The organism is Pseudomonas sivasensis, from assembly GCF_013778505.1.
In the GTDB taxonomy this organism is placed as follows: Bacteria; Pseudomonadota; Gammaproteobacteria; order Pseudomonadales; family Pseudomonadaceae; genus Aquipseudomonas; species Aquipseudomonas sivasensis.
In genome coordinates, this window is the sequence record NZ_JAAOWU010000026.1 from 43,777 (window position 1) to 66,160 (window position 22,384).

Genomic DNA, 22,384 nt, shown 5'->3' on the forward strand with positions numbered 1-22,384 from the left:
CGTAGGTGCTGTGGAGTGTAGACAAGGCTTGGAATGTGCGCTGGCCAAGCGCCACAAATCGCGGCGGCTGAAGTCAGTGCGGCGGATAGCTGGAGAGGATGTGCGTCACCGTCGTGCGGATCGCGTTGTTGCGGTCCTGTGGGTTGGGCGTGCTGCCCATCATATGTTCATCACTGCCGCGCCATACCAGTTTGCCGTCCTTGCCATCGAGCAGGTCGATCTGGATGGTCGCCACTTTGTAGGTGATGTTGCGCGTTTCGTTGTACATCGGCCCACCCCAGTAGCCGTTCCACGGGCCACCCCAGCCGCCGCCGTAATTGGTGGTGACTTGTTGCTGGCGGTCTTCGACGATCAGGTAGGCCTGAACGATCAGGTCAGCCTTGGTGCCCGCTGCGGCTGGGCGCAGGCCCCGTTGGTCGAGTTGCTCGCCTACCGCCTGGCGGATGCGTTGTTCGGTGAGGTCACTCTTGATCCGTGGATCATCTGGGCGGTATTGCAGGGCCGGATCTTTCCAGGCCCAGTTGCGGTAGGCGCCGAAGTCTCGGCTGGCGTCAAAATCGTGGTTGACCTGGTTGGTCTGGCAACCGCCCAGCAGCACGACAAAAGCGAGCATAGCGATGCGACGAAACATGGTTTTCTCCAAAGAGCGAACTGCGCTTGAAATGAGAATAGCGGTTAACTGGGCGGGTAAGCGGTCATGGCCTTTTGCACGGCCTGGCGCAAAGCGTCAGCACGTTCGCTCAGGCTGCCCTGGCTGGCAGTTTCGGCACTGGTGCTCCACACGGGCTGACCGCTGCGGGCATCAAACAGGTTGACCCGCACCACCGCAACCGTCACCTCGTAGGTGCGCACGATCGGCGCCGAGTTGTACATGCCATAGCCATTGCCGTAGCGGTTATAGCCGCCGTAACCGTAGCCATAATCGTCCTGGACTTGCTTGAGACGCTTCTCAAGGCGCACATCCGCGCTGACCAGCAGGTCGGGCGCCCGGTTGTCGTGCAAAGGGCGCAGGCCACGCTGGTCGAGGGCGCCGCTGACGGCTTCGGCAATCTGCGCCGAATCAGCCCATGCCGAGCCCGCCGGCAGTTGGCCGTTGCGCCAGGCCCAATTACGGTAGGCCCCGTAGTCGCGTACCGGCGCAGGGTACGCACTGGCATCGAACGTAGTGGCTGCCTGGGCCGGCGCCGGTGGCATGGGCGCAGAAGCCGCCACATAAGGGTTAGGGCTGGAGCACGCGCCCAGCCCAAGGGATAACAAAATCAAACAGAGACGACGCATTTCGACCTCCGCAGGCTGGGCCGCTTAAACCGGACGGCAGATCCAGTGCAAATAACGCCCAAGTCCGGCAAAGCTTGGGTGACGACGGTGAGCGAGTTCCATCTCTACAAGGTCCTGTAAATCCGCGCGGGCCTGGAATTCCACCGGCATATAGTCGTGAAAAACCCGCACACCACTTTGGCTTTCGACCTGCCAAAGCCCGTCGAGTTGCGCCGCTAATTCGCGGGGGTCGAGGGGCTGTTGCGGGGTCAGGCTCTGCTTTTCGCCGGCCATGTCGTTCTTGCGCATTTTGCGGAAGTGGCCTTTGAGCAGGTTGCGATAAATCAGCGCATCACGGTTGTAAAACGCCAGGGACAGCCAGCCACCGGGCACGGTCAGCTGGTGCAGCACCGGCAGGATCGCATGGGGTTCGGCCAGCCATTCCAGCACCGCGTGACACAGCACCAGATCGTAAGGTTCGGTGAGCTGGCCAAGCAGGTCTTGCCAGGGCGCCTGGATAAAGGTCGCCGTTTGCCCGGCCTCGGCGAAGCGTTGGCGCGCACCCTCAAGCATCGGCTCGGCGGGTTCGGCCAGGGTCACCAGGTGGCCGCGCTCGGCCAACCACAGCGACATATGCCCCAGGCCTGCGCCGATATCCAGCACGCGCAACGGGCGTTCCGGCAGGGCTTCGGCCATGTCGGCCTGAAGCACCGCCAGGCGGATTGCGCCTTTGGCACCGCCGTAGATTTTCTCTGCAAAGCGTGTAGCCAACTGGTCGAAATGACGATCACTCATGGGCAAACCGCCGTTCGCTGTCAGCCAGTTTGGCGCGCACCACCTCATTCATGTCCAGGCCCAGCTCACTGCACAACAGCAGCAGGTACAGCACGATATCGCCGACTTCCTGGCCGGCGTGGGCGAGTTTGTCAGCGGGTAACTGGCGAGATTGGTCTTCGGTCAGCCATTGGAAGATTTCCACCAGCTCGGCCATTTCCACGCTGGCAGCCATGGCCAGGTTTTTGGGGCTGTGGAACTGCTTCCAGTCGTTGGTATCGCGGATGCGGTGCAGACGTTCGGTGAGGTGTTCGAGGTTCATGGGAGGGGCTCCTGAAGGTGTGTAGCTTCCGGCGGAAATTCAGAGAAGGCAAGTTAATCCACCACGCTGAACTCAATCCTGGCCGTCTGCCCCGCCTCATCGAGCACGCTTAATTGATAGCGGCCCAGTCGCTCGAAACTGGCATTGATAAAGTCCTGATTGGCGCTGTCGCCCAACGGCGCGCCATTAAGGAACCACCACCGTCGACCACTGCCGCCCAAGGCGGAGATTTTAAGACGCAGGGCTTGTTGGCTGGCGGCGGGCAGGCGCAATTGGTCGCCTTCACGCACGCCGACGATGGACAACGGTGAAGACGCGGCCAGCGCCGGCGGCGGGCAATCCGCGTCGGCGGCTGGGATGCGTGCTTCACGGCGTTCGGCCCTTGGCAGCCAAGGTTCCAGCGGTGCTGGCCACAGGGCGATAGGCTTGGCGACTGCGCCGGGGCAATGAGCATCGACCCGCAAGCCCTTGGCATTGACCCAGACGCTTTCCATCAACCCCACACTCAGCGGTTGATCCAACGCCTGCAAGGTCGGCGGCGTGGTGTTGTCCAGGGTCCAGGCGAAGCGTTGGCGGCGGCAATTGGGATCGCTGCGACTCATGGGCTGGCCCAGCGGCCAACAGATCGCCGCCACGCCGACGTTGGCCGGCACCGGTTTGACTGGCGCGCTGATGCCGCGCTGGCTGTCGCGGTTGGTCAACACGTCGTGCACCTGCAACATCAGTGGCGCCGCTGACGCCAAGCCGAACTGGCCCGGCACGGGCGTGCCGTCCGGTCGGCCGATCCACACGCCAATCAGGTAACGCGGCCCCACGCCAATCGCCCAGGCATCGCGAAAGCCATAGCTGGTGCCGGTTTTCCAGGCGAGCACCGGGCGCTGCACCAACTCGGCACGCGGGTCGCGATCCGGCCGCGCTTGCCCACTGAGGATGCGCCGCACAATCCAGGCAGAGCCCGGCGACAGCATTGGCCGCTCTCTCAGCGCGTCGTCCGGCTGTAGTCGGATAGAGGCGCTCTTGCCGTCCCGGGCGAAGGCGCTGTAACCGCCCACCAGATCTTCCAGACGGCTGCCCGCGCCGCCCAGGATCAGCGCCAGGTTCGGCTCGGCCAGCGCGGGCAATGCCAAGGGCACACCGCCGATGCGCATCTCGGCGGCAAACCGCTTGGGCCCGTAGGCTTCCAGCAACTGCACCGCTGGTAGGTTAAGGGAGCTGGACAACGCAGTACTCGCCGGCACCGCGCCGGTAAACCCCATGGAGAAGTTGCCCGGCCGATAATCGCCATACCGCCGGGGCACGTCCTGCAACAGCGATTCGGAGTGAATCAACCCATCATCCAGGGCCATGCCATACAGAAAAGGTTTCAACGTCGAGCCCGGCGAGCGCAGCGCGCTGATCATGTCCACATGGCCAAAGCGCTTGGCGTCGTTGATATCCACCGAGCCCAGGTACGCCCGCACCGCCATGGTTTCCTCTTCCACCACCAGGATCGCCGCCGAAGTGTGCTCCGGCAGCCGCGCGCGCCAGCCCAGCAACAGATCTTCGAGGCGGCGTTGCAGGGTGGCGTCAACGGTCGTGCGGATCAGCGGCGGGCTGTCGGGGCGGTTCAGGCGGCGAGCGAGCAAGGGCGCCAGGCTCGGTTCCAGACGCGGGGCAAGTAGCAGCGGTTCTTCAAGGGCTTCGTCGACCGCCGATTGCGGCCATACCTGGAACTCGGCGAGGCGGCGCAAGACCTTGTCCCGAGCCTCCTGGGCGCGCTGCGGATGCCGATCTGGACGCAGGCGGCTCGGCGCCTGTGGCAGTACCGCGAGCAAGGCCGCTTCGGCATGGGTCAATTGCGCAGGGGATTTGCCCAGGTACGCCCAACTGGCCGCCGCCACGCCCTGCAACGTGCCGCCAAACGGCGCGCGGTTCAGGTAGAGGTTGAGGATCTCTTCCTTGGACAGGTGCCACTCCAACTGCGCCGTGCGCCACAGCTGACGCAACTTGCCATGGAAGGTGCGCGAATGCGGGTCGAGCAAACGGGCGACCTGCATCGACAAGGTGCTGCCGCCCGACACTACCCGCGCGCCGGTCAGGTTCTGCCACGTCGCGCGCACCAACGCCAACGGGTTTACGCCAGGGTGTTGGTAGAACCAGCGGTCTTCGTAGGTGAGCAAGGCATCCAGGTAATACGGCGAGACTTCACCGGTTTGCACGGGGTAGCGCCACACCCCATTGGCATCGGCAAACCGCCACAAGGGTGTGCCATCCTCGGCCAGCACCACCCGCGCCAAGTCGTCCTTGGGCAGGGGCAGCGGCCAGATGCGGTCGGCCAGCCACAGCAGGGCAATCACCAACAGAAGGGTCGCCAGGGTCCAGCGGGCAACTAAACGCAAATTCAAACGGGCAAACCTCTATGCTGGTAGGGAACTAGCCTGTTGCATTAACAACCAAAGGCACAGACACGCCCACCTCTTATCAGGACATGCACATGCAGGTAGAAAGCTTTTTCGAATGGTTGGGCCAGGCGCTCGGTTCCATCATCCGTTTTATCGTCGACGGCCTCAGCGGATTATTCGGGGCCCTGACTCATGCCGGGGGCAACTTTGTCGAAGGCCTGTCCCGAACCTTGGGCATGGATACGTCGATTATCAGCATCATCACGCTGATCGTCGGCCTGATGCTGCTGTACTCGGCAGTACGCGCGTTTATGCGGGCGTCGATCATCATGGGGATTATCTGGCTGCTGCTGGGCCTTTGGCTGCTTAGTTGGGTCGTGCACTAAGCCAGGACGGTCAGCAATCGCCTGTGGGAGGGGGCTTGCTCCCGATAGCAGTGTTTCAGTCAATGCATCTGGCAACTGACCCACCGCTCTCGGGAGCAAGCCCCCTCCCACATTGCTTCTTCAACGACCCTTAATGACCAAGTCCACCGGGGTCTCTCCCACCGCCTGCCAGTTCGGTCGATACATGGACTCCACTTGCGGAGGCGGCACGCGATAGGTGCCCGGAGTCACCGCACGCGCCAGGTACAGCAGGTGCGTGGTGCCATCGCCGTCCAGGTTGATCGCCGCCACGTAGCGATCATCGCGGAACTCCTGATGCTTAAGCGCCGCATTCTGCATCGACTCGCGCCATTCCTTCACTTGGCTGCTGGCGTTTTCCAAGCTGGCGGCACTCTGGGCCAGGTTCTGGTTTTCCAGCTCCAGGCCCGCGGGCAGCAGGTCGACCACCAAGGCATCCGGTACACGCTGCTTGGCGCTGACCGCCAAGTGCACCAGCACCAGGTCGCCGCTGTTGAGGTTGCGCAGGTTCAGCGGCTGGCCGTTCATGCCCAGGTATTCGCGGCGGATGCTCAGGTTGTCGCCACCCGGTGCCGGGGGCACTTGCGGGTAACCCGAGATCGTCAGTTGCTGGTACACCGGTGTTTCGCCCTGATTGCTCAGGCTCAGGTCGCTGGACAGCAGGTTGCCTTCCAGCGCCAACGTCGACTGCTGGTTGTTCAACTCGTGCACACCGCCGCTGCCGGTGAGGGACACTTGCCAGTTCGCCTCAGGCTTGGCAAACCCAAGCCGCCCCGCCAGAAACAGTGAATTGCGCTCCTGGGTCGACAGGTACGGACTGGCAGCCAGTTGATCCGACAACGTGAACAGACGCTCCTCACGCTTGCCCTTGGCCAAGTCATTTTCTTCCAGCAACGCCAGGATCATCGCTTGGTCCCGCAGCGGGCTGCCGTAGTCGGCCAGCCATTCCTTGGCGCTACGTTGGGCTGCCAAGCCAGCCTGCAAGGCCTGGTCCGCGCGTGGCTGGTCGCCCATCTTCTGCAAGGCAATGGCCAACTGCACCAGCGGCAACCCGGAACGCGCATCGCTGCGCCGTTCGAAAATGCTGCGCAGCGCCCCCAGTGGCGCCTGCTGACTGCGCGCCAGCACCATGCCGGCGTAGGCCTGCACGGCGAAGCGTGTGTGTTCGGCGTTGTCGCTGTAGTCGACTTCGATCAGGTTGCGCTCCTGCACGTACCGCAGCAGGCGCTCGCTGGCCTTTTTCAAGGCTTCAGGCGGCACGGCAAAACCCTGGTCGCGGGCGCGCAGCAGGAAGTCGGTGACGTAGGCCGTCAGCCAATATTCCTCTTCACCGTCAGCGCCCCACAAACCAAAACTGCCGTTGTAGCGCTGCATGCCCAGCAGGCGTTCAATGCCCAGCTCGATCTTGCGCTTGCGCTCGGCATCCGGCTCGCCCTTGATGCTCAGTCGCTTGAGCAAGGCATCGTCAGCGTACAGCGACGGGTACAGGCCGCTGGCGGTTTGCTCCAGGCAACCATAGGGGTAAGCCTTGAGCGCCGAGATCTGTGCGCCGAGGTTCAGCGGCGGCCGGCTCGACAGGCTCAAGAGCGCCTCGCGCCCGGAGGTGTCGAACTGATCCAGGGTGCCGGCTGGCAAACTCCAGGGTTCGCTTTTAAGCACTGCGCGGTAATGCTTGAGCAACGCGGGATAGGCCGGACGCACGCCCAAGGTCCACTCACGGCTGAACGGCGGCAGGTTTTCACCCGGCAGATCCAGCCCGTTGACTGTCACTTTCACCTTGCCTTTGCCCAACCCGCCCCAGGCTTTCACCGGGATGCGCAGGGTGGTGCGCTGGCCTTGCTTGAGCTCAACGGTCTGCGCGGCAGTGTTGACCAATTCCAACTGCCCCTCGGAGCTCAATTGCACATCGAGTTTCTGCGCCTTGCCCGACAGGTTCGACAGGTCCAAGGCCAAGGTGGTCTGGTCACCGCCGGCGAGGAAGCGCGGCGCTGACAGTTCAGCAATCAGCGGTGCGGCAATCACGGTCTTGGCTTCGGCCATGCCGTAACGGTCATCGCTCCAGGCTTGGGCCATCAGGCGCAACTCGCCGTTGAAGTCGGGGATATTGACGCTGACTTCACCCTCGCCTTTGTCGTTCAACGTCACCGGCGCGCTTTGCAGGGCGACGATGGTCACGCTGGTGTCCGGGCGCTTGCCGCCTTTGGCCAGCGCGGCGTCACCACCAAAGGCCAGGCTGGCCAAACGGCCCTGCCCGGCTTCGATCAACTGGCCGTAGATGTCGAATTGGTCCACGCCATAGGCCTTGCGGCCGAAGAGGCTGGAGTACGGATCGGGCGTCGGATACTCGGTGATATTGAGGATGCCCACGTCCACGGCTGCCACCAGCACATGCACCTGTTTCGGCACGCTGCCGTCGGCATTTTTGGCGGAGATCTTCACCGTCAGCGGTTGTTTGGGGCGCATTTTTTCCGGCGCGCTGAGGGTCACGCCAAGCTTGCGCTGGGTGCGATCGAGCGGCAGATGCAGCAGGCCCACTGCGCGTTTGGGGGTGATGTTGGCTTTGCGCTCGCCGGGGCGAATCACCAAGGCGCTCACGTACAGGTCGTGGCGCGACCATTTCGGGTCAAGCTTCACGGCGAAGCTTTTGCCCTCGGCCGGTACGTCGATTTCCTGCCACCACAGCGGTCCTTCGGCGGACTCCACCAGCAAGTAGCCTTTACCGGCAGCGGGCGGCGTCACGGTGACGTTGGCGGTGTCGCCGTCGCCATAGGCCGGTTTATCCAGCGCCAGCTTGACCTGATCGGGCCGTACGGCGCCGCCTTCGGTGTTGTCCTGGGCCTGATAACCGGCCCAGAAACGCAGACTGCTGATCAGCCCGGTCTGCGGGTCTTCGACTTCGACGCGGTACGGCCCCCACTCCACTTGGAAGCTGACCTTGGCGGTGTCGCCGGCCTTGATATTCAGGGTTTGTTCGTCGAGGTTGAGGAATTTCTCGTTGTAGTGGTAACTCCAGCCGTCATTGTCGGAGTAGTTCCAGTAATAGTCGCGGCGCTCGCGCACCAGGCGCACCTTGAGGTTTTGCGCAGCGAGTTTCTGCCCGTCCTGATCGGCCAGCAGCACTTCGAATTCCGCCGGGCCATCACCATTGGTTTCGGTGCCGTCAAACAGCCCGCGCAGGCCCGGCAGTTGCTCGGCCGGCCAGATCGGTTGCACCAGGCGACGGGTGATCGGCCGACCGCCCGACTCTTGCAGGCTGGCCTGCACGATCAGTTGCAAGGGGGATTTAGCTTCGGCCCATTTGCTTTCGAGGGTCAGTTTTTCCTGGCCCTTGGCGTCGAGGACGCTTTCGTCCAGTTCGAAATCCTGGCTCAGTTCTTCTTCGGTGACCGAGCCGAACTGATAACCAGGGAGCGACTTGACCGCTTCGCGCAGCGGCCGCACATACACTTGCCCGCTGACCCGATTACCCGACGCAGGCGCGCCGTACAGGTAACGACCGTTAACCTGGATGACCGGGTTATCCGCCGGGCTCAGCGCCGTGTCGCTGCCCTTGAGTTCCAACGCCAGGCGCTCGGGCAGGAAGTCTTCGACGAGGAATTCATACAGCTGCGGTTTACCGTCACCCAGGTCGAACACCAACTGCCAGCGCCCGGTCGGTGCTTCGCCGGCCAGTTGCAGTTGATATTGATACAGGCCGGATGCGTCAGCATCCCACACGAATTTGCGGCTGACCTGTTCATCCGGGCGACGTACCTCGACGCTCACCGGTTGCGGCTTGACGGCGTTGCCGTCCTTGTCGCGCAGCAGGGCGTTGAGCAGCACGGTTTCGCCGGGGCGATACAGGTCGCGTGGGCCGAACACAAAAAACTGCAACGGGTGCGAGGGTTGGCCGCCGATGTCGAACTCGGCAAGGTCCAGCGCGGCGCTGTCGAGGCGCAACAGGCTGGTCTGTTCGCCCTGCTTGGCGAGCAAGACCTGGGCCTTTTTCGGCAACGGCAACTCAGCGTGGCCGCCCTTCTCGGTCTTGCCCTGGCCCAACACGCGGCCATCGGCATCGAGCACTTCCAGGTCCACGCCATCGAGCGCCTTGCCGCCTTCCAGCGCCTGGGTAAACACATCCAGGCGATTGGCATAGCGGTGCACCGACAGCCCGATATCACTCAGGGTGAACAGCGTCGCCGGTTGCGAATAGTTGTAGGTGCCCGACGCGCGCATTACCGCCAGGTACACGCCCGGTTGTTGCAATTGCTTAAGGCCGGCGATCGGCAGCAACAGGGTTTCTCGGGTGTTGCGCGCCGGGTTGAGGTCGAAACGGCCGCCGTAGACCAGATCCGCCAGCGGCAGCAGTTCGCGGGATTCATAACTTTGCAGGCTGGTGTTGCGCCCCCACTGCGCCAGGAATGACGGTAGGGATTCAGGCTTGATGCGGAAGAATTCAACGTCGATTTTGTCGACGTTCAGCGCGATCACCGGCAGGCCCTCAGCGAGGCGCGTCGGCAGCAAGGTGCCACGGCTGGCAAAGCCGACAGTGGCTTGCAGGTCACGGGTTTCCAGGCGGGCGATGTACTCGGCGGCGAGCGTGCTGTCGTTGACCGCCTTTACACCGGCGTCTACCGTCAGCACCAGTTTGCGTTGCGGCTCAAGGTGGCGCAGGCGCAGCTCCATCAGGTTATCCGAGAGCTCCCAGGCGCCATCGACCTTGCCCGACTTGCTGTCCACCAGATGGAGCTTGTCGGCGAATTTCTGATCGGGGTCCAAGGGAATGGAAAAACTCACCGACAAGGTGCTGGCCCCGTCCAACTGAACCTCGGACACGTCCACCACGCTCAACTCACGCCCGGCGTAGCGCTGCTTGAGCGCTGGTACATCCACCGCCGCCTTGGCCGGTTTCGGCGCTGCCGCCACTGTAGGTGCGGGCGGCGTAGCCGGTTTATCGGAGGAATCGCAGGCGCTCAGCAGAGCCAGCGCGCAGGCCAGGAACAATCCTTTGTTAAGCATGGGGCACTCGTAGTCAGAGGGAACCGAGGGGTGAACTATATATCAGTGCCGGCGAAGCCGATGTGGCGCTGGTCACATTGACCGACGGAGGGTGGTTTGGTTCTCGATCGGCTCAAGCCAAGCCAGTTCCCACACCCACTGGAGATCAAACTGTGGGAGGGGGCTTGCTCCCGACAGCAGTGGGTCAGCTACAGATAGGCTGGCTGATCTATTGCTATCGGGGGCAAGCCCCCTCCCACATTGGTTCTGCTGCGTAGCTACTGGACGGTTACAATGCCGCTCCCCCAAGGAGCCTGCATGCCCACCTTACTCACCGACTGGCGCCACCGCCCTACCCATCGACGCGTCTGGGCCCTTGCCGCGCCAATGATTCTGTCGAACATCTCGGTGCCGCTGGTAGCCCTGGTCGACAGCATGGTCATCGGCCACCTGCCCCATGCCCATCAACTGGGCGCCGTGGCCGTCGGGGCCAGCCTGTATACCTTTCTCGCGTGGGCCATGGGTTTTCTGCGCATGGGCTCCACCGGTTTTGCCGCGCAGGCTGCAGGGCGCAATGACGGGGCGGCACTGCGGCAAATCCTGCTGCAAGGTCTGTTGCTGGCACTGGGGCTGGCGATGCTGCTGGGCACCGTGGGCATCCCCCTGAGCCACCTCGCCCTGGAATGGATGCAGCCCTCCCCCGAGCTGAATCAGCTCACCCGCGACTTCTTCCACACGCGCCTGTTCGGCCTGCCCGCAGCCCTGGCCACTTATGCGCTGGTCGGCTGGTTCCTCGGCACACAGAACGCCCGTGCGCCGCTGGCAATTCTGCTGACCACTAACCTGGTGAATATCGCTCTCAACCTGTGGTTCGTACTCGGTTTGGATTGGGGGGTCGTCGGGTCGGCGAGAGCGTCGGTCATCGCCGAATGGACCGGCGCCCTGCTCGGCCTGGCGCTCACACAAAAGGCCCTGCGCGCCTATCCAGGCCATATCGCTTGGGCCGCGTTGAAAGTGTGGCAAAGCTGGCGCCCATTGCTGGCCGTCAACCGCGACATCTTTATCCGCAGCCTGGCGCTGCAATCGGTGTTTTTCATGATCACGGTGCAAGGCGCGCGGCTGGGGGATGCCACCGTTGCTGCCAATGCCTTGCTGCTTAACGGCCTGCTGCTGACGGCGCATGCGCTGGACGGTCTGGCCCACGCGGTCGAAGCCCTCTGCGGCCACGCCATCGGCGCCCGCGACCGCCAGTCGCTGCACCGCTCATTGGTGGTCGCCGGTGGCTGGTCGCTGATCGCCAGCGTCGGGTTTGCGCTGCTGTTCAGCTTTGCCGGGCACCTGTTTATCGCCATGCAGACCGATATCCCCAGCGTGCGCGACACCGCTGACACCTACCTGCCTTACCTGGCGCTGCTGCCACTGATTGCGGTGTGGAGTTACCTGCTGGACGGTCTGTTTATCGGCGCCACCCGCGCGCGAGAAATGCGCAATGGGATGCTACTGACGGTATTGCTGACACTGCCGTTTGCCTGGGCGTTGCAGGGCCTGGGCAACCATGGGTTGTGGATAACCTTTCTGCTGTTCATGGCCCTGCGCAGCCTCACTTTGTGGGCGATAGCCTGGCGCTTGAACCAGCGGGATCAGTGGCTTGGATAAACGCTGTCACTTGGTTCAACACTGGCGCCAGCCAGCGCAACGGTTTGGCGAAAGACGCCACTAACGTCGCGTGGTTGGTCCTGGTGAAGTAGAACGCCTCGACCGGCACACCCGCCTCGCGCAATTTTTTCGCCAGCCCTGCGGTATTGCGCGTCGGGTTGACCAAGTTGTCGTCGGTCGAGGCCATCAGCAGCGTCGGCGGCGCGTCACGGCTGACGTGGTTGATCGGCTGCGACTCCGGCGGTGAATCGGGGAAGAAGAACACCGGGCGCACGTCCTGGTTTTCAATCGGCAGGAAGTCATAAGGCCCGGCCAGGCCAATCCATCCCTTGAAGATCGACGGCGCCAAGCCCACTTCTTTTAGCCAAAGCCCATCCAGCGCCAGCATCGAGGCGTTGTAGGCGCCGGAGCTATGGCCCATCACATAAAGCTGCTGGGGATCGGCGCCATATTCAGCGGCGTGGTCATACGTCCAGGCCACCGCTTTGGCGCCGTCCTGAAGAAAGGCGGGGTAACGCACTTGCGGGTACAGCCGGTAATCGGCGATCACCACCACGATGCCCCTTGAAGCCAGGGCTTCGCCGACGAAGCTGTAGTCGTCCTTGGATCCGCTGTTCCAGCTGCCGCCGTAAAAGAACACCACTACGGGAGCGTTGGGCACGGCAGGAACGGCTCGGTATATATCGAGTTTCTGGCGGGGATCATCGCCGTAGGCAATGGCTGAAGTCTTGGTAAAGGTACTGTTGGGGGTGAGTGCGTTGAGCACTTTTATTGGGGAGCAGGCTGCCAGAAAGGCGGCGAAGGCCAGGGTAAACGCTTGCAGGTATTTGCTCGACATCATTGACCCCCACGAAGAAGGTGCTGCCAAACGAGGCCCAGCTATGGGAGGGGGCAAGCCCCTTCCCACACTGGATCTGTGTCGCCTGTGCTTACGAGGAAAGGTACGAAGAGCGCGTCAGGCCCAGGCGCAAGGCGTCGAGGAACTGGGTACGTTCGCTGGCGGAGATCTTCGCGCTGGCGCACTTGTCACGGTAGTGAGTCATCAACTCCTCCGGCGACAAGTGCACGTAGCGCAGCATGTCTTCGATGGTGTCGTGTGTCTCGATCCCGGCGCTGTACACCGAACCGTCTTCACGCTGGTAGATGTTCACCGAATCGGTGTCACCGAACAGGTTGTGCATGTCGCCCAGGATTTCCTGATAGGCGCCGACCAGGAAGATACCCAACAGGTAGTCTTCACCTTCGTTCAGGGCGTGTACCGGCAAGCTGGTCTCGATGCTCTGCTCGTCGACGTACTGCTTGATCTTGCCGTCGGAGTCGCAGGTCAGGTCTTGCAGCACGGCGCGGCGCAGCGGCTCTTCGTCGAGACGGTGCAGCGGCAGGATCGGCAGTACCTGGCCGATGGCCCAGGTGTCCGGCAGGCTCTGGAATACCGAGAAGTTGCAGATGTACTTGTCGGCCAGCTTGTCGTTGAGTTCGTCCAGCACTTGGCGGTGCGAGCGCTGGCGGGCTTTGAGCGAGTTGTGCAGACGGCGGCACACCGCGAAGTAGCACTGTTCGGCCAGGGCTTTTTCGGCCAGGGTCAGTTTGCCGTCGGCGTACTGGGTGGCCACGTCGCTCATGTAGTGAGTGGCGCGCCAGTAGGTTTCGGTGACCATCTCGATATCGGTCGGACCCAGCAGGTCCACCAGCCATTGCACGGTTTCCGGCAGGCTTTCCTTGTTTTCGATGACCGGGATTTCGTCGTTGTGTTTCTCGACGTCGGTCACCTGCACCACCAGCATGGCGTGGTGAGCAGTCAGGGAACGACCGCTTTCGGAGAAGATATTCGGGTGCGGCAGGCTCTGCGCGTCGCAGAACTCCTTGAGCATGCCCACGACCACGCCGGCGTAGTCGTCCATGTCGTAGTTGATCGAGCTGGCGTTACGCGAGTGGGTACCGTCGTAGTCGACGCCCAGGCCGCCGCCCACGTCGATGTGGTCCACCGGCAGGCCGAGGTTGCGCAGTTCGCCGTAGTAACGAATGGCTTCCTTGAACCCGTGCTGGTAATCGGCCAGGTTGGCGATCTGCGAACCCATGTGGAAGTGCAGCAGGCGAATGCCCTGGTCCAGCCCGGCCGCGCGGAAGCGCTCAACCACGGACAACAGCTGCGCCGCCGACAAACCGAACTTGGACTTCTCGCCACCGGTGTCTGCCCATTTGCTCGACGCCAGGGACGACAAGCGCACACGCAGGCCAACCTGTGGCTTGACCTTGAGGTTGGCAGCCTCTTCGATCACCAGGCCGACTTCGGATTCTTTCTCGATCACGATAAACACGTTGTGACCGAGCTTCTGGCCCATCAGCGCAAGGCGGATGAACTCACGGTCTTTGTAACCGTTGCAGACGATGGTGCCGCCCTTCGGCGCCAGGGCCAGTACGGCCAGCAGCTCAGGCTTGGAGCCGGCTTCAAGGCCGATAGACACGTCCTGAGTGGCGATGATGTTCTCGATCACCGCTTCCTGCTGGTTCACTTTGATCGGGTACAGCGCGGTGTACTTGCTCTGGTATTCAAGGCGCTCGATGTTGGCGTCGAAGGCGCCGGTCAACTGGCGTACACGGTCTTGCAGGATGTCAGGGAAGCGCACCAGCAACGGTAACGACAGGCCGCTTTTGCGCAACTGGTCGACTTGCTCGAAGAGATCGACAGGCGTGCTGTTCGGGCCGTTCGGACGGACTTCAACGCGACCGGCGTCATTGATCGCGAAATACCCGGCCCCCCAATGGCGGATCCCGTAAACACTGCGGCTGTCCGCAACTGTCCATTGGCTGCCATCGTCTTTGCGTGTGCGTCGTACGGACATCGAAGTCCCCTATAAATGAAGGCGAAGGCGCCACCTCTCAGGGAGGCTGGCGCAGTCTAAAGAATGAAAATGACGATTTGCCTGTAAGGAAGGTAGACCCCACTCGCAGGACAGAGTTTAGACACAGGTTGGGAAGAGGCTGTCAGCCGCCGGACTTCTTGGCCTTGTAACCGAGCTTGATCAGCTCGGCCAACAGCAGTTCGACGTGATCGCCCTGGATCTCGATGACGCCGTCTTTCAACGCGCCACCGGTGCCACAACGCTTTTTCAGCGTGGTAGCCAGTTCCTTGAGCGCATCTTCAGCCAGGGGCACGCCGGTGATAGTCGTCACCGTCTTGCCGCCACGGCCCTTGCTCTCGCGTCTCACGCGGGCAATACCGTCGCCTTCAGGGATCAGGGTCTGTTTGCAGGTACACGAATCCACGGGCTGACGACAGTCCGGGCAGTGTCGACCTGCATCGGTGGAAAATACCAGGCCACCAAGGGCGGCGAAGGATGCGGCTTTTTTGGCCACCGGCAATCCTCTTGGGAGGATGAAGACTGATCGGCGCGCTCAAGCACGACCGACCGCGAAGCCCCACTCAGGCAGGGGCAGCGCTACCGAACCGCCAAGGTGGCTCGGGTGAAAAGTCGCGCAGTGTAACGGCAAAAGGCCGACTTGCTAAGGGCCAAATGGCGCCAATTTATGCAACTTTAGCGACGCGAGGCCAGATAGCGGCGCAAGCCCTCTTGTGCGTCCGGGCAGTAGGGCTTTTGTTCGGCCTCCTGCAGGACAATTTCGATGGGCAAAAAGCGCGCTTCCATGACTTCTTCGGGCTGCAACCGCAGGGGGCCATCCCACACGGCGGAATAGGATCTGCACCAGAGCCGGTTGTTACCGTCCTCGAAGTAGAAATGATCATGCTCGACCAATTCCACCCCGCCCACACCCAGTTCTTCCTCCAGCTCACGCGCTGCAGAGTCGGCGTACTCTTCCCCGGCCGCCACCATGCCGCCGGCCGCCGTATCCCAAAATCCTGGGTACATGGCTTTGCTCAGGGTACGCCGGTGCACACACAGCTCGCCGGCAGAGTTGAACAGGAAGATAAACGTGCAGCGGCCAATCAGGCCGCGCTGGCGAAGGTCGGACCTGACGAGGGTGCCGAGCAGGTTGTCCTGCTCGTCGACCCAGCAAATCAGTTCAGCATCGGAAGCCGCACGGTGCGCGGCCTCCTGTTGAGAAGCGTCCATCATCAACCCTGGTTAAGCAACTGACGCAGATCAATCACCGCAGCGTTGGCCCGCGAGATGTAGTTGGCCATCACCAGCGAGTGGTTCGCCAGTACGCCGAAGCCGCTGCCGTTGAGGATCATCGGGCTCCAGACAGGTTCTTGGGAGGCTTCCAGCTCACGGATGATCTGGCGCACGCTGACCGTGGCGTTTTTCTTGGCCAGTACGTCGGCGAAGTCAACTTCGATAGCGCGCAGCAGATGGGACAGTGCCCATGCCTGGCCACGGGCTTCGTAGAACACGTTGTCGATCTGCATCCATGGGGTTTCCACCACTTCTTCGTCGACCTGCGGCACTTCACCCGGTGCCAGGGCTTCGGTTTTCAGTGCGGTGTTCAATTTGACCCGGCCCACGCTGGCCGACAGGCGTTGGGACAACGAACCCAGACGGGTAGCAACATCACCCAGCCAGTTGTTCAGGTTGTCGGCACGCGAATAGAACAGTGCGCCGCGTTGGTTGGGGTCGGACAGGCGCGCTTCATAGCGGTTCAGGGAGTTGATGCCTTCCTGATACTCCGACTCGCTCGATGGCAGCACCCAGCTCTTGTTGTCGAAGTTGAAGCGCGGCTCGGCCTTCGCCAAGTCGGCGTCTTCAGCCGACTGCGACTGGGAACGGGCGAAATCTTTACGCAAGGCACGGGTCAGGTCGCGCACTTGCACCAGCACGCCGTATTCCCAGCTCGGCATGTTGTCCATCCACAGGCCCGGCGGGAAACGGTCGTTGGAAATATAGCCACCTGGCTTGTTCAGCAAGGTGCCGACCACGGTCTTGAGGGTTTCGACGGTGGTATAGCCCACCACCATCTGCTTGCCTTCTTTCTCGGCAGCAATTTGCGCGTTCTGCTGGACCGGGAACAGCGCCGGCTCTTCGCTCCAGTACCAACCAAGGGCACCTGTGACCAACAGGTACAAGCCAAGCACGCTAAGCAGCGCCCGACTCATCAGCAGGGTACGAAAATAGCTGCGGTTGGCCGACTTTGGCTCAGGGGCGGGGCCTTTGGCACTGCCTGCGCGGTTTTTCCAGTCCAGCATGGCGATATCCTTTCAATCACTTGAGTTCATGCACTTGAATTGACGGCGTGCGTTCAAACACTCCGACCACAACCCTACCCCATCGTGCCCGCCCATGCGGGGCTTTTCACCAAACTGGCGCGCGGGAAGCATTCGACTATAAAGGATGCACGCGTTTTACGCTGTGCGACTGTTAGGTCATTAACTGAATATCGCCGACATGCAGTTAATTGACATATGACACTCATCCCGCTGACAAGAGGTGCTAGCATAGAGCCATCAGTTCGACCTCAGCATGCACCCTTACTAGTAGTCAGGATATGACCGAGCCAGAAGACCCCAGCCGTGAGCGTCTCAAGCAGCATTTTGCCCAGCGGGTAATTCATCAGGCACGTCAAATTCTTGAGATCTGGCAGCGCCTGCAACGCAGCGAATGGTCAGGCGCCGACCTCTCAGAACTCAGTGAGGCCAACCTGCGCCTGCTGCGCTTCGCTGAGCGTTTTGAGCAACCCGAACACGGCCAGTTGGCACGCAACATCGGTGAATCACTCAAAGCTGTGGATGAAAATCGTGGCCGCCTGAGCAGCCAACTGATCACCGAACTCAACCGCTTGATGCAGCGCCTGTCCCGCACCGGCCTGCGCCAGGGCGACCAGTTGGAACAAACCTTCCTGCCGCCGATGCGCAAGCCGATCTACGTGATGCTGGCCGATCACGACCGCGCTGAGCGCCTGGCCAAGCAGCTGGAATTTTTTGGTATGAGCGCCCAATCCCTGGACAGCGTGGCAGCGTTTCGCGCGTCCATGGCTGAGCGCCTGCCGTCGGCAATCGTGATGGACGTGGATTTCTGCGGCCCAGGCCTGGGCCTCAAGCTCGCTGCCGAAGCCCAGGAAGGCCTGGAGCAAAAGCTGCCGCTGTTATTTTTCAGCCTGCACGAAACCGATACCCCGACCCGCCTGGCCGCCGTGCGCGCCGGTGGCCAGGAGTTTTTGACCGGCACACTGGAAGCCTCCAGCCTGCTGGAAAAAATCGAAGTGCTGACCTGCGTCGCCCAGTACGAGCCCTATAAAGTGCTGATCATCGATGACTCGCGCGCCCAGGCGCTGCACACCGAGCGCTTACTCAACAGCGCCGGGATCGTCACCCGCACCTTGATTGAGCCGATCCAGGCCATGGCGGAACTGGCGGACTTCCAGCCCGACCTGATCATCCTCGACATGTACATGCCCGCCTGCACCGGCACCGAACTGGCCAAGGTGATCCGCCATAACGACCGCTATGTGAGCGTGCCGATCATTTACTTGTCGGCCGAAGACGACCTCGACAAGCAATTGGATGCGATGAGCGAAGGCGGTGACGACTTCCTCACCAAGCCGATCAAACCGCGCCACCTGATCACCACCGTGCGCAACCGCGCCGCCCGCGCCCGCCACCTCAAGGCGCGAATGGTGCGCGACAGCCTGACCGGGCTGTACAACCACACCCATATCCTGCAATTGCTCGAAGACTGCAGCTTCCGCGCGCGCCGCGAGAACAAGCCGCTGAGCTTTGCCATGCTCGACATCGACCACTTCAAGCGCGTGAATGACAGTCACGGCCACCCGATGGGCGACCGCGTGATCAAGAGCCTGGCGCTGTTTCTCAAGCAGCGTTTGCGCAAGACCGACTACATCGGGCGCTACGGCGGTGAAGAATTCGCCATCGTGATGCCCGACACCGACCTGGAGTCGGCCTGCAAGGTGCTGGATGAAATCCGCGGGCGCTTTGCCGAAATTCACTATCCGGCACAACCCCAGGACTTGTGGTGCACTTTCAGCGCCGGGCTGGTTGAGTTGTGCGACGGCTCCGACAGCCTGATGATGGCCGCCCAGGCCGACGAGGCGCTGTATCGCGCCAAGCATGCCGGACGCAACCGTGTGCAAGCCGCGCGCGCATCAAAGCAAAGTGCCACCTTTTCACCGGAATCCACTGATTCCGTCATAACGCTGTAATGAAAACGCAATAACTTCAGGCACTTACCTTTTGCTGTCGGTTGAAACCACGCATGCGCCTGAAGCTGCTGACCAATCTCAATACCCTTCTTCTGGTGGCCGTGTGCCTGGCACTTGGGGCGACGCTGTGGTGGTCGCAGCGGGCGCTTGAACGGCCGTATTTGCTGATGGAGCGCTACCTGGGGTTGTCCCAGACGTTCCAAAACCAAGCTGCGCGCAATATCGACGAGTACCTGGCGAGCGGCGAAGCCCTGCGCCTGAGCAGCGCCAGCCAAAGCCTGGAAAACCTGCTGCAACATCTGGATGAATTGCCCGCTGATCTGGCGCAGAACCTGCGCCCCAGCCTGGTGGCCCTGGATGCATTCAGCAAGACCGACTTGCTGGCCGCCGGCAAGCTGGCCGGCGACCCACAAGCGTTGCTGCTGCAAGCAGAGCGCGAATTGGGCGCCAATCTGGACCAGTTGAGCCAGTACGCCATCAGCGTCAATTCCCCTGAAGCCGCACGCTACTTGCCGCCACTGCTGACCGCGTCCCAGCACCTGGGCAGGTTGTCCCTGGCCCGCGACAAGCTGGTGAGCAGCGGGCGCGCGGAGTTGGCCGATGATGTTGAGCGCGAAGTCGCCAATATTCGCGCCCAAGCCGACGTACTGGGGCAACTGCCATTGCTTGGCGTCAAAGCCAGCAGCGAATCCAACACCGATGATTTTTCCGCCTTGATGGGCCTGGAAAACACCGAAAAAACCGAAGCCCAGGACACCGGCGTCGACCTCAAGCGCGAGCTCAACAGCCTGCTGACCCGCTACCCCGCCGAACTCAAGCGCACCCGCGAACAGATCCAGCAACGCGCCGACCTGGCCGCCAGCACCCACCAGAAGATCAACGCCGTGCAACAGGCCATCGCTGGGCTTGAACCTGTCGTGCGCGCACAACATGGGCTCATCCAAGGCGAAGTACGCCTGATGCAAGGGGTGATGATCGGCCTGATCCTGCTGATCGCGCTGTTGATCGACACCCTGCAACGCCGCTTGGCACGGGTGCTGACCAATCTGGCACCCGCCCTATCCACCTGGGCCGAAGGCAACTTCAGCCAGCCGATCGCACTGGGCAAGACCAACCGCGAACTGCGCGACATCGAAGCCTCTCTGAACCGTTTGCGCGCTTACTTGGTGGACTTGGTGGGCACCATTCGCGGCAATGCCGAAGAAGTGGCCGGCAGCAGCCGCGCCCTCGCCGAACTGAGCAGCGGCCTGCATGACGGCGCTGAACGCCAAGCGGGCGACACGGCGCAAATCCGCGACTCCCTGGGCGAACTCGAAGCGACCATCCAACAGGTCGCCGGCGATGCGAGCCAAGCCGCCAGCGCCAGCCGCAGCGCGGGCCAGGCGGTGGAACAAGGCCAGCGGGTGATCGGCCTGAGCCTGACCGGTTTGCATGCGTTGGTCGGCGAAGTGCAGCAAAACGCGCAGATGATCGAGAAACTTGCTGAAGAGTCCGCCACCATCGGCGGCGTGCTCACCGTTATTCGCTCGATTGCCGACCAGACCAACTTGCTGGCACTCAACGCCGCCATCGAAGCCGCCCGCGCCGGGGAGGCCGGACGTGGATTTGCTGTGGTCGCGGACGAAGTACGTACCCTCGCCCAGCGCACCGCCGGCGCCACCGCCGAAATCCAGGGTTTGATCACCGGCCTGCAAAACGCCGCCCACCAGTCAGTGGAGGGCATGCGCGCCCAGGTCGAACACGCCGAAGCCACCGCCCAGCAAGCTCAAGCGGCTGACGGCGCACTGGATGAAATCGTCGGGGCAATCCAGACCATTTCCGACACCGCTGTGCGGATTGCCGATGTGACGGCGCAGCAGAGTGGTGCGGTGAGCGAGATTCGCGATAACAGTGAGCGAATTCATCAGCTGGGTGAGGATAATTTGCTGCGCATCGGCCAAGGCCGAAGCCAGGGCGAGCAACTGTTGGTACTGGGTGGGCAGCTCAATACGGCGGTGCAGGCGTTCCGCGTCTGACCTGCCCCATGCAGATCCAAAATCAAATGAAGATCAACATCTGGGAGGGGGCTTGCTCCCGATTGCGGTGTGTCAGTCTCAGCACCTGTAACTGATCCACCGCTATCGGGAGCAAGCCCCCTCCCACATTTGATCTCCACGGGATTCAAGGGCGTATTACCAATGACCAGATCTCGACCACCAGTCACAAATTTTGCGCAATCCTCGCTAATCGTGCTGCCTACTGCATAGAACTGGACAGTCACAAAGGCTTTGCGGCATAGTCGCCGGGTTCTGCCGTACTCCCATCAATAACAAGGAACAGCCGATGGCGACCCTACTGGTTCTTCACGGACCCAACCTGAACCTGCTCGGCACCCGCGAACCGGGCGTCTACGGGGCTGTGACCCTGGATCAGATCAACCTTGATCTGGAGCGACGGGCTCGTGAAGCTGGCCACCATCTGCTCTACCTGCAAAGCAATGCCGAGTACGAATTGATTGATCGCATCCACGCCGCGCGCGGCGAAGGTGTGGACTTCATCCTGATCAATCCCGCCGCTTTTACGCACACAAGTGTTGCATTACGTGACGCGCTGCTAGCGGTGAGCATCCCATTCATCGAAGTGCATTTATCGAACGTGCATAAACGCGAAGCTTTCCGCCATCACTCGTACTTCTCCGACGTAGCGGTAGGAGTGATCTGCGGCCTTGGCGCCAGCGGTTACCGACTGGCCCTGGAGGCCGCCCTGGAACAACTTGAACAACCGGCCAAGCGCCCCTGACCGACCCTTGGGAGTTGATGATTCATGGATATCCGTAAAGTTAAGAAACTGATCGAACTGCTGGAAGAATCCGGTATCGACGAGCTGGAAATCAAGGAAGGCGAAGAGTCCGTCCGGATCAGCCGCCACAGCAAGACCCCGGCCCAACAGTTCTACGCGCCACAGATGCAAGCACCGGCTCCGGCCGCTGCACCTGCTGCCGCGCCAGCCGCTGCCGCCGCACCTGCTGCCCCGGCCGCTCCTGCACTGAACGGCTTCGTGGTCAAATCGCCAATGGTCGGTACGTTCTACCGTACCCCGGCACCGACCTCGCCAGCCTTCGTTGAAGTCGGCAAGACTGTGAAAGTGGGCGACACCATCTGCATCGTTGAAGCGATGAAAATGATGAACCACATCACCGCTGAAAAAGCCGGCGTCATCGAATCCATCCTGGTAGAAAACGGTCAGCCGGTTGAGTACGACCAGCCGCTGTTCACCATCGTTTGAACCGCGGAGCGCCTTCGATGTTGAAACCTGCGAAGAAACTGCAAAAAGTCCTGATCGCCAACCGCGGCGAGATCGCGCTGCGGATCCTGCGCGCCTGTAAGGAAGAGGGCATCAAGACCGTCGCTGTTTACTCGACGGCCGATACCGAATTGATGCACGTGAAACTGGCGGACGAAAGCATCTGCATCGGCCCGCCACTGGCCACGAACTCGTACCTGAAAGTCTCGAACATCATC

Annotated in this window: 17 protein-coding genes and 1 pseudogene; 7 read left to right on the plus strand and 11 right to left on the minus strand. The window is 61.9% G+C overall.

Annotation, left to right across the window (positions count from 1 at the left end; genetic code table 11):
- Positions 1 to 73: 73 nt before the first annotated feature.
- Genes G9Q84_RS27230 through pbpC form a run of 5 tightly spaced genes read right to left on the minus strand, consistent with a single transcriptional unit; the run spans position 74 to position 4,737 of the window.
- Positions 74 to 631: a DUF4136 domain-containing protein gene (locus G9Q84_RS27230; protein WP_181644404.1), complete on the minus strand. Its 558-nt coding sequence runs from the start codon at positions 629 to 631 to the stop codon at positions 74 to 76.
- Positions 632 to 675: 44 nt separating this feature from the next.
- Entirely contained in the window at positions 676 to 1,278 is a 603-nt protein-coding gene (locus G9Q84_RS27235; protein WP_032887142.1) for a DUF4136 domain-containing protein, read from the minus strand.
- Between the two features lie 24 nt (positions 1,279 to 1,302).
- The gene (locus G9Q84_RS27240) at positions 1,303 to 2,052 is read right to left on the minus strand and encodes a methyltransferase domain-containing protein (RefSeq protein WP_181644405.1); all 750 of its coding nucleotides are present in this window, start codon (positions 2,050 to 2,052) and stop codon (positions 1,303 to 1,305) included.
- Positions 2,045 to 2,353 (minus strand): MazG-like family protein, encoded by a 309-nt coding sequence (locus G9Q84_RS27245; RefSeq protein WP_003188211.1) that lies wholly within the window; start codon positions 2,351 to 2,353, stop codon positions 2,045 to 2,047. Before G9Q84_RS27245 ends, G9Q84_RS27240 begins: the two co-directional genes overlap by 8 nt.
- Positions 2,354 to 2,406: 53 nt before the next feature.
- Positions 2,407 to 4,737 carry a peptidoglycan glycosyltransferase PbpC gene (gene pbpC / locus G9Q84_RS27250; protein WP_050442835.1) on the minus strand — a complete coding sequence of 777 codons (2,331 nt, stop codon included), beginning with the start codon at positions 4,735 to 4,737 and terminating at the stop codon, positions 2,407 to 2,409.
- Positions 4,738 to 4,826: 89 nt separating this feature from the next.
- Between pbpC and G9Q84_RS27255 the strand changes: the two genes are divergently transcribed.
- Positions 4,827 to 5,120 carry a hypothetical protein gene (locus tag G9Q84_RS27255; RefSeq protein WP_032887145.1) on the plus strand — a complete coding sequence of 98 codons (294 nt, stop codon included), beginning with the start codon at positions 4,827 to 4,829 and terminating at the stop codon, positions 5,118 to 5,120.
- 120 nt (positions 5,121 to 5,240) lie between these two features.
- Here the strand turns inward: G9Q84_RS27255 and G9Q84_RS27260 are convergent, their stop codons facing one another.
- A complete protein-coding gene (locus G9Q84_RS27260) occupies positions 5,241 to 10,136 on the minus strand; it encodes an alpha-2-macroglobulin (protein WP_181644406.1) in 4,896 nt (1,631 codons plus the stop codon).
- 297 nt (positions 10,137 to 10,433) lie between these two features.
- Here G9Q84_RS27260 and G9Q84_RS27265 point away from each other — a divergent pair, with 297 nt between their 5' ends.
- Positions 10,434 to 11,771, plus strand: a complete 1,338-nt coding sequence (locus G9Q84_RS27265) for an MATE family efflux transporter (RefSeq protein WP_181644407.1) — start codon at positions 10,434 to 10,436, stop codon at positions 11,769 to 11,771.
- Here the strand turns inward: G9Q84_RS27265 and G9Q84_RS27270 are convergent.
- The 5 genes from G9Q84_RS27270 to G9Q84_RS27290 all read right to left on the minus strand — a co-directional run bounded on the left by G9Q84_RS27270 (position 11,716) and on the right by G9Q84_RS27290 (position 16,914).
- Complete coding sequence (locus G9Q84_RS27270; protein WP_181644408.1) at positions 11,716 to 12,609, minus strand: alpha/beta hydrolase; 894 nt, start codon at positions 12,607 to 12,609, stop codon at positions 11,716 to 11,718. The genes G9Q84_RS27265 and G9Q84_RS27270 overlap by 56 nt on opposite strands.
- A gap of 91 nt (positions 12,610 to 12,700) precedes the next feature.
- The gene (speA, locus tag G9Q84_RS27275; RefSeq protein WP_032887150.1) at positions 12,701 to 14,614 is read right to left on the minus strand and encodes an arginine decarboxylase; all 1,914 of its coding nucleotides are present in this window, start codon (positions 14,612 to 14,614) and stop codon (positions 12,701 to 12,703) included.
- 142 nt (positions 14,615 to 14,756) lie between these two features.
- Positions 14,757 to 15,128, minus strand: a complete 372-nt coding sequence (locus G9Q84_RS27280; RefSeq protein ID WP_005784408.1) for a translation initiation factor Sui1 — start codon at positions 15,126 to 15,128, stop codon at positions 14,757 to 14,759.
- A gap of 179 nt (positions 15,129 to 15,307) precedes the next feature.
- On the minus strand, positions 15,308 to 15,844 hold the full coding sequence (locus G9Q84_RS27285) for an NUDIX hydrolase (protein WP_032887152.1): 537 nt from the start codon (positions 15,842 to 15,844) through the stop codon (positions 15,308 to 15,310).
- Between the two features lie 2 nt (positions 15,845 to 15,846).
- The gene (locus G9Q84_RS27290) at positions 15,847 to 16,914 is read right to left on the minus strand and encodes a DUF2333 family protein (protein WP_032887153.1); all 1,068 of its coding nucleotides are present in this window, start codon (positions 16,912 to 16,914) and stop codon (positions 15,847 to 15,849) included.
- A 299-nt stretch (positions 16,915 to 17,213) separates the two neighbouring features.
- Here G9Q84_RS27290 and G9Q84_RS27295 point away from each other — a divergent pair, with 299 nt between their 5' ends.
- From G9Q84_RS27295 to G9Q84_RS27315, 5 genes and pseudogenes are all read left to right on the plus strand, one after another.
- Positions 17,214 to 18,884, plus strand: coding sequence for a response regulator (locus G9Q84_RS27295; RefSeq protein WP_032887154.1), 1,671 nt, complete (start codon positions 17,214 to 17,216; stop codon positions 18,882 to 18,884).
- A 1,499-nt stretch (positions 18,885 to 20,383) separates the two neighbouring features.
- Positions 20,384 to 20,899 (plus strand): annotated as a pseudogene (locus G9Q84_RS29930) (methyl-accepting chemotaxis protein); the annotation flags it as partial.
- A 307-nt stretch (positions 20,900 to 21,206) separates the two neighbouring features.
- Positions 21,207 to 21,662, plus strand: a complete 456-nt coding sequence (gene aroQ / locus G9Q84_RS27305; protein WP_010213488.1) for a type II 3-dehydroquinate dehydratase — start codon at positions 21,207 to 21,209, stop codon at positions 21,660 to 21,662.
- Positions 21,663 to 21,686: 24 nt separating this feature from the next.
- Positions 21,687 to 22,148, plus strand: coding sequence for an acetyl-CoA carboxylase biotin carboxyl carrier protein (gene accB / locus G9Q84_RS27310; protein ID WP_027607997.1), 462 nt, complete (start codon positions 21,687 to 21,689; stop codon positions 22,146 to 22,148).
- A gap of 17 nt (positions 22,149 to 22,165) precedes the next feature.
- On the plus strand, positions 22,166 to 22,384 hold a 219-nt coding region (locus G9Q84_RS27315), incomplete at its 3' end, for a biotin carboxylase N-terminal domain-containing protein (RefSeq protein WP_274603016.1).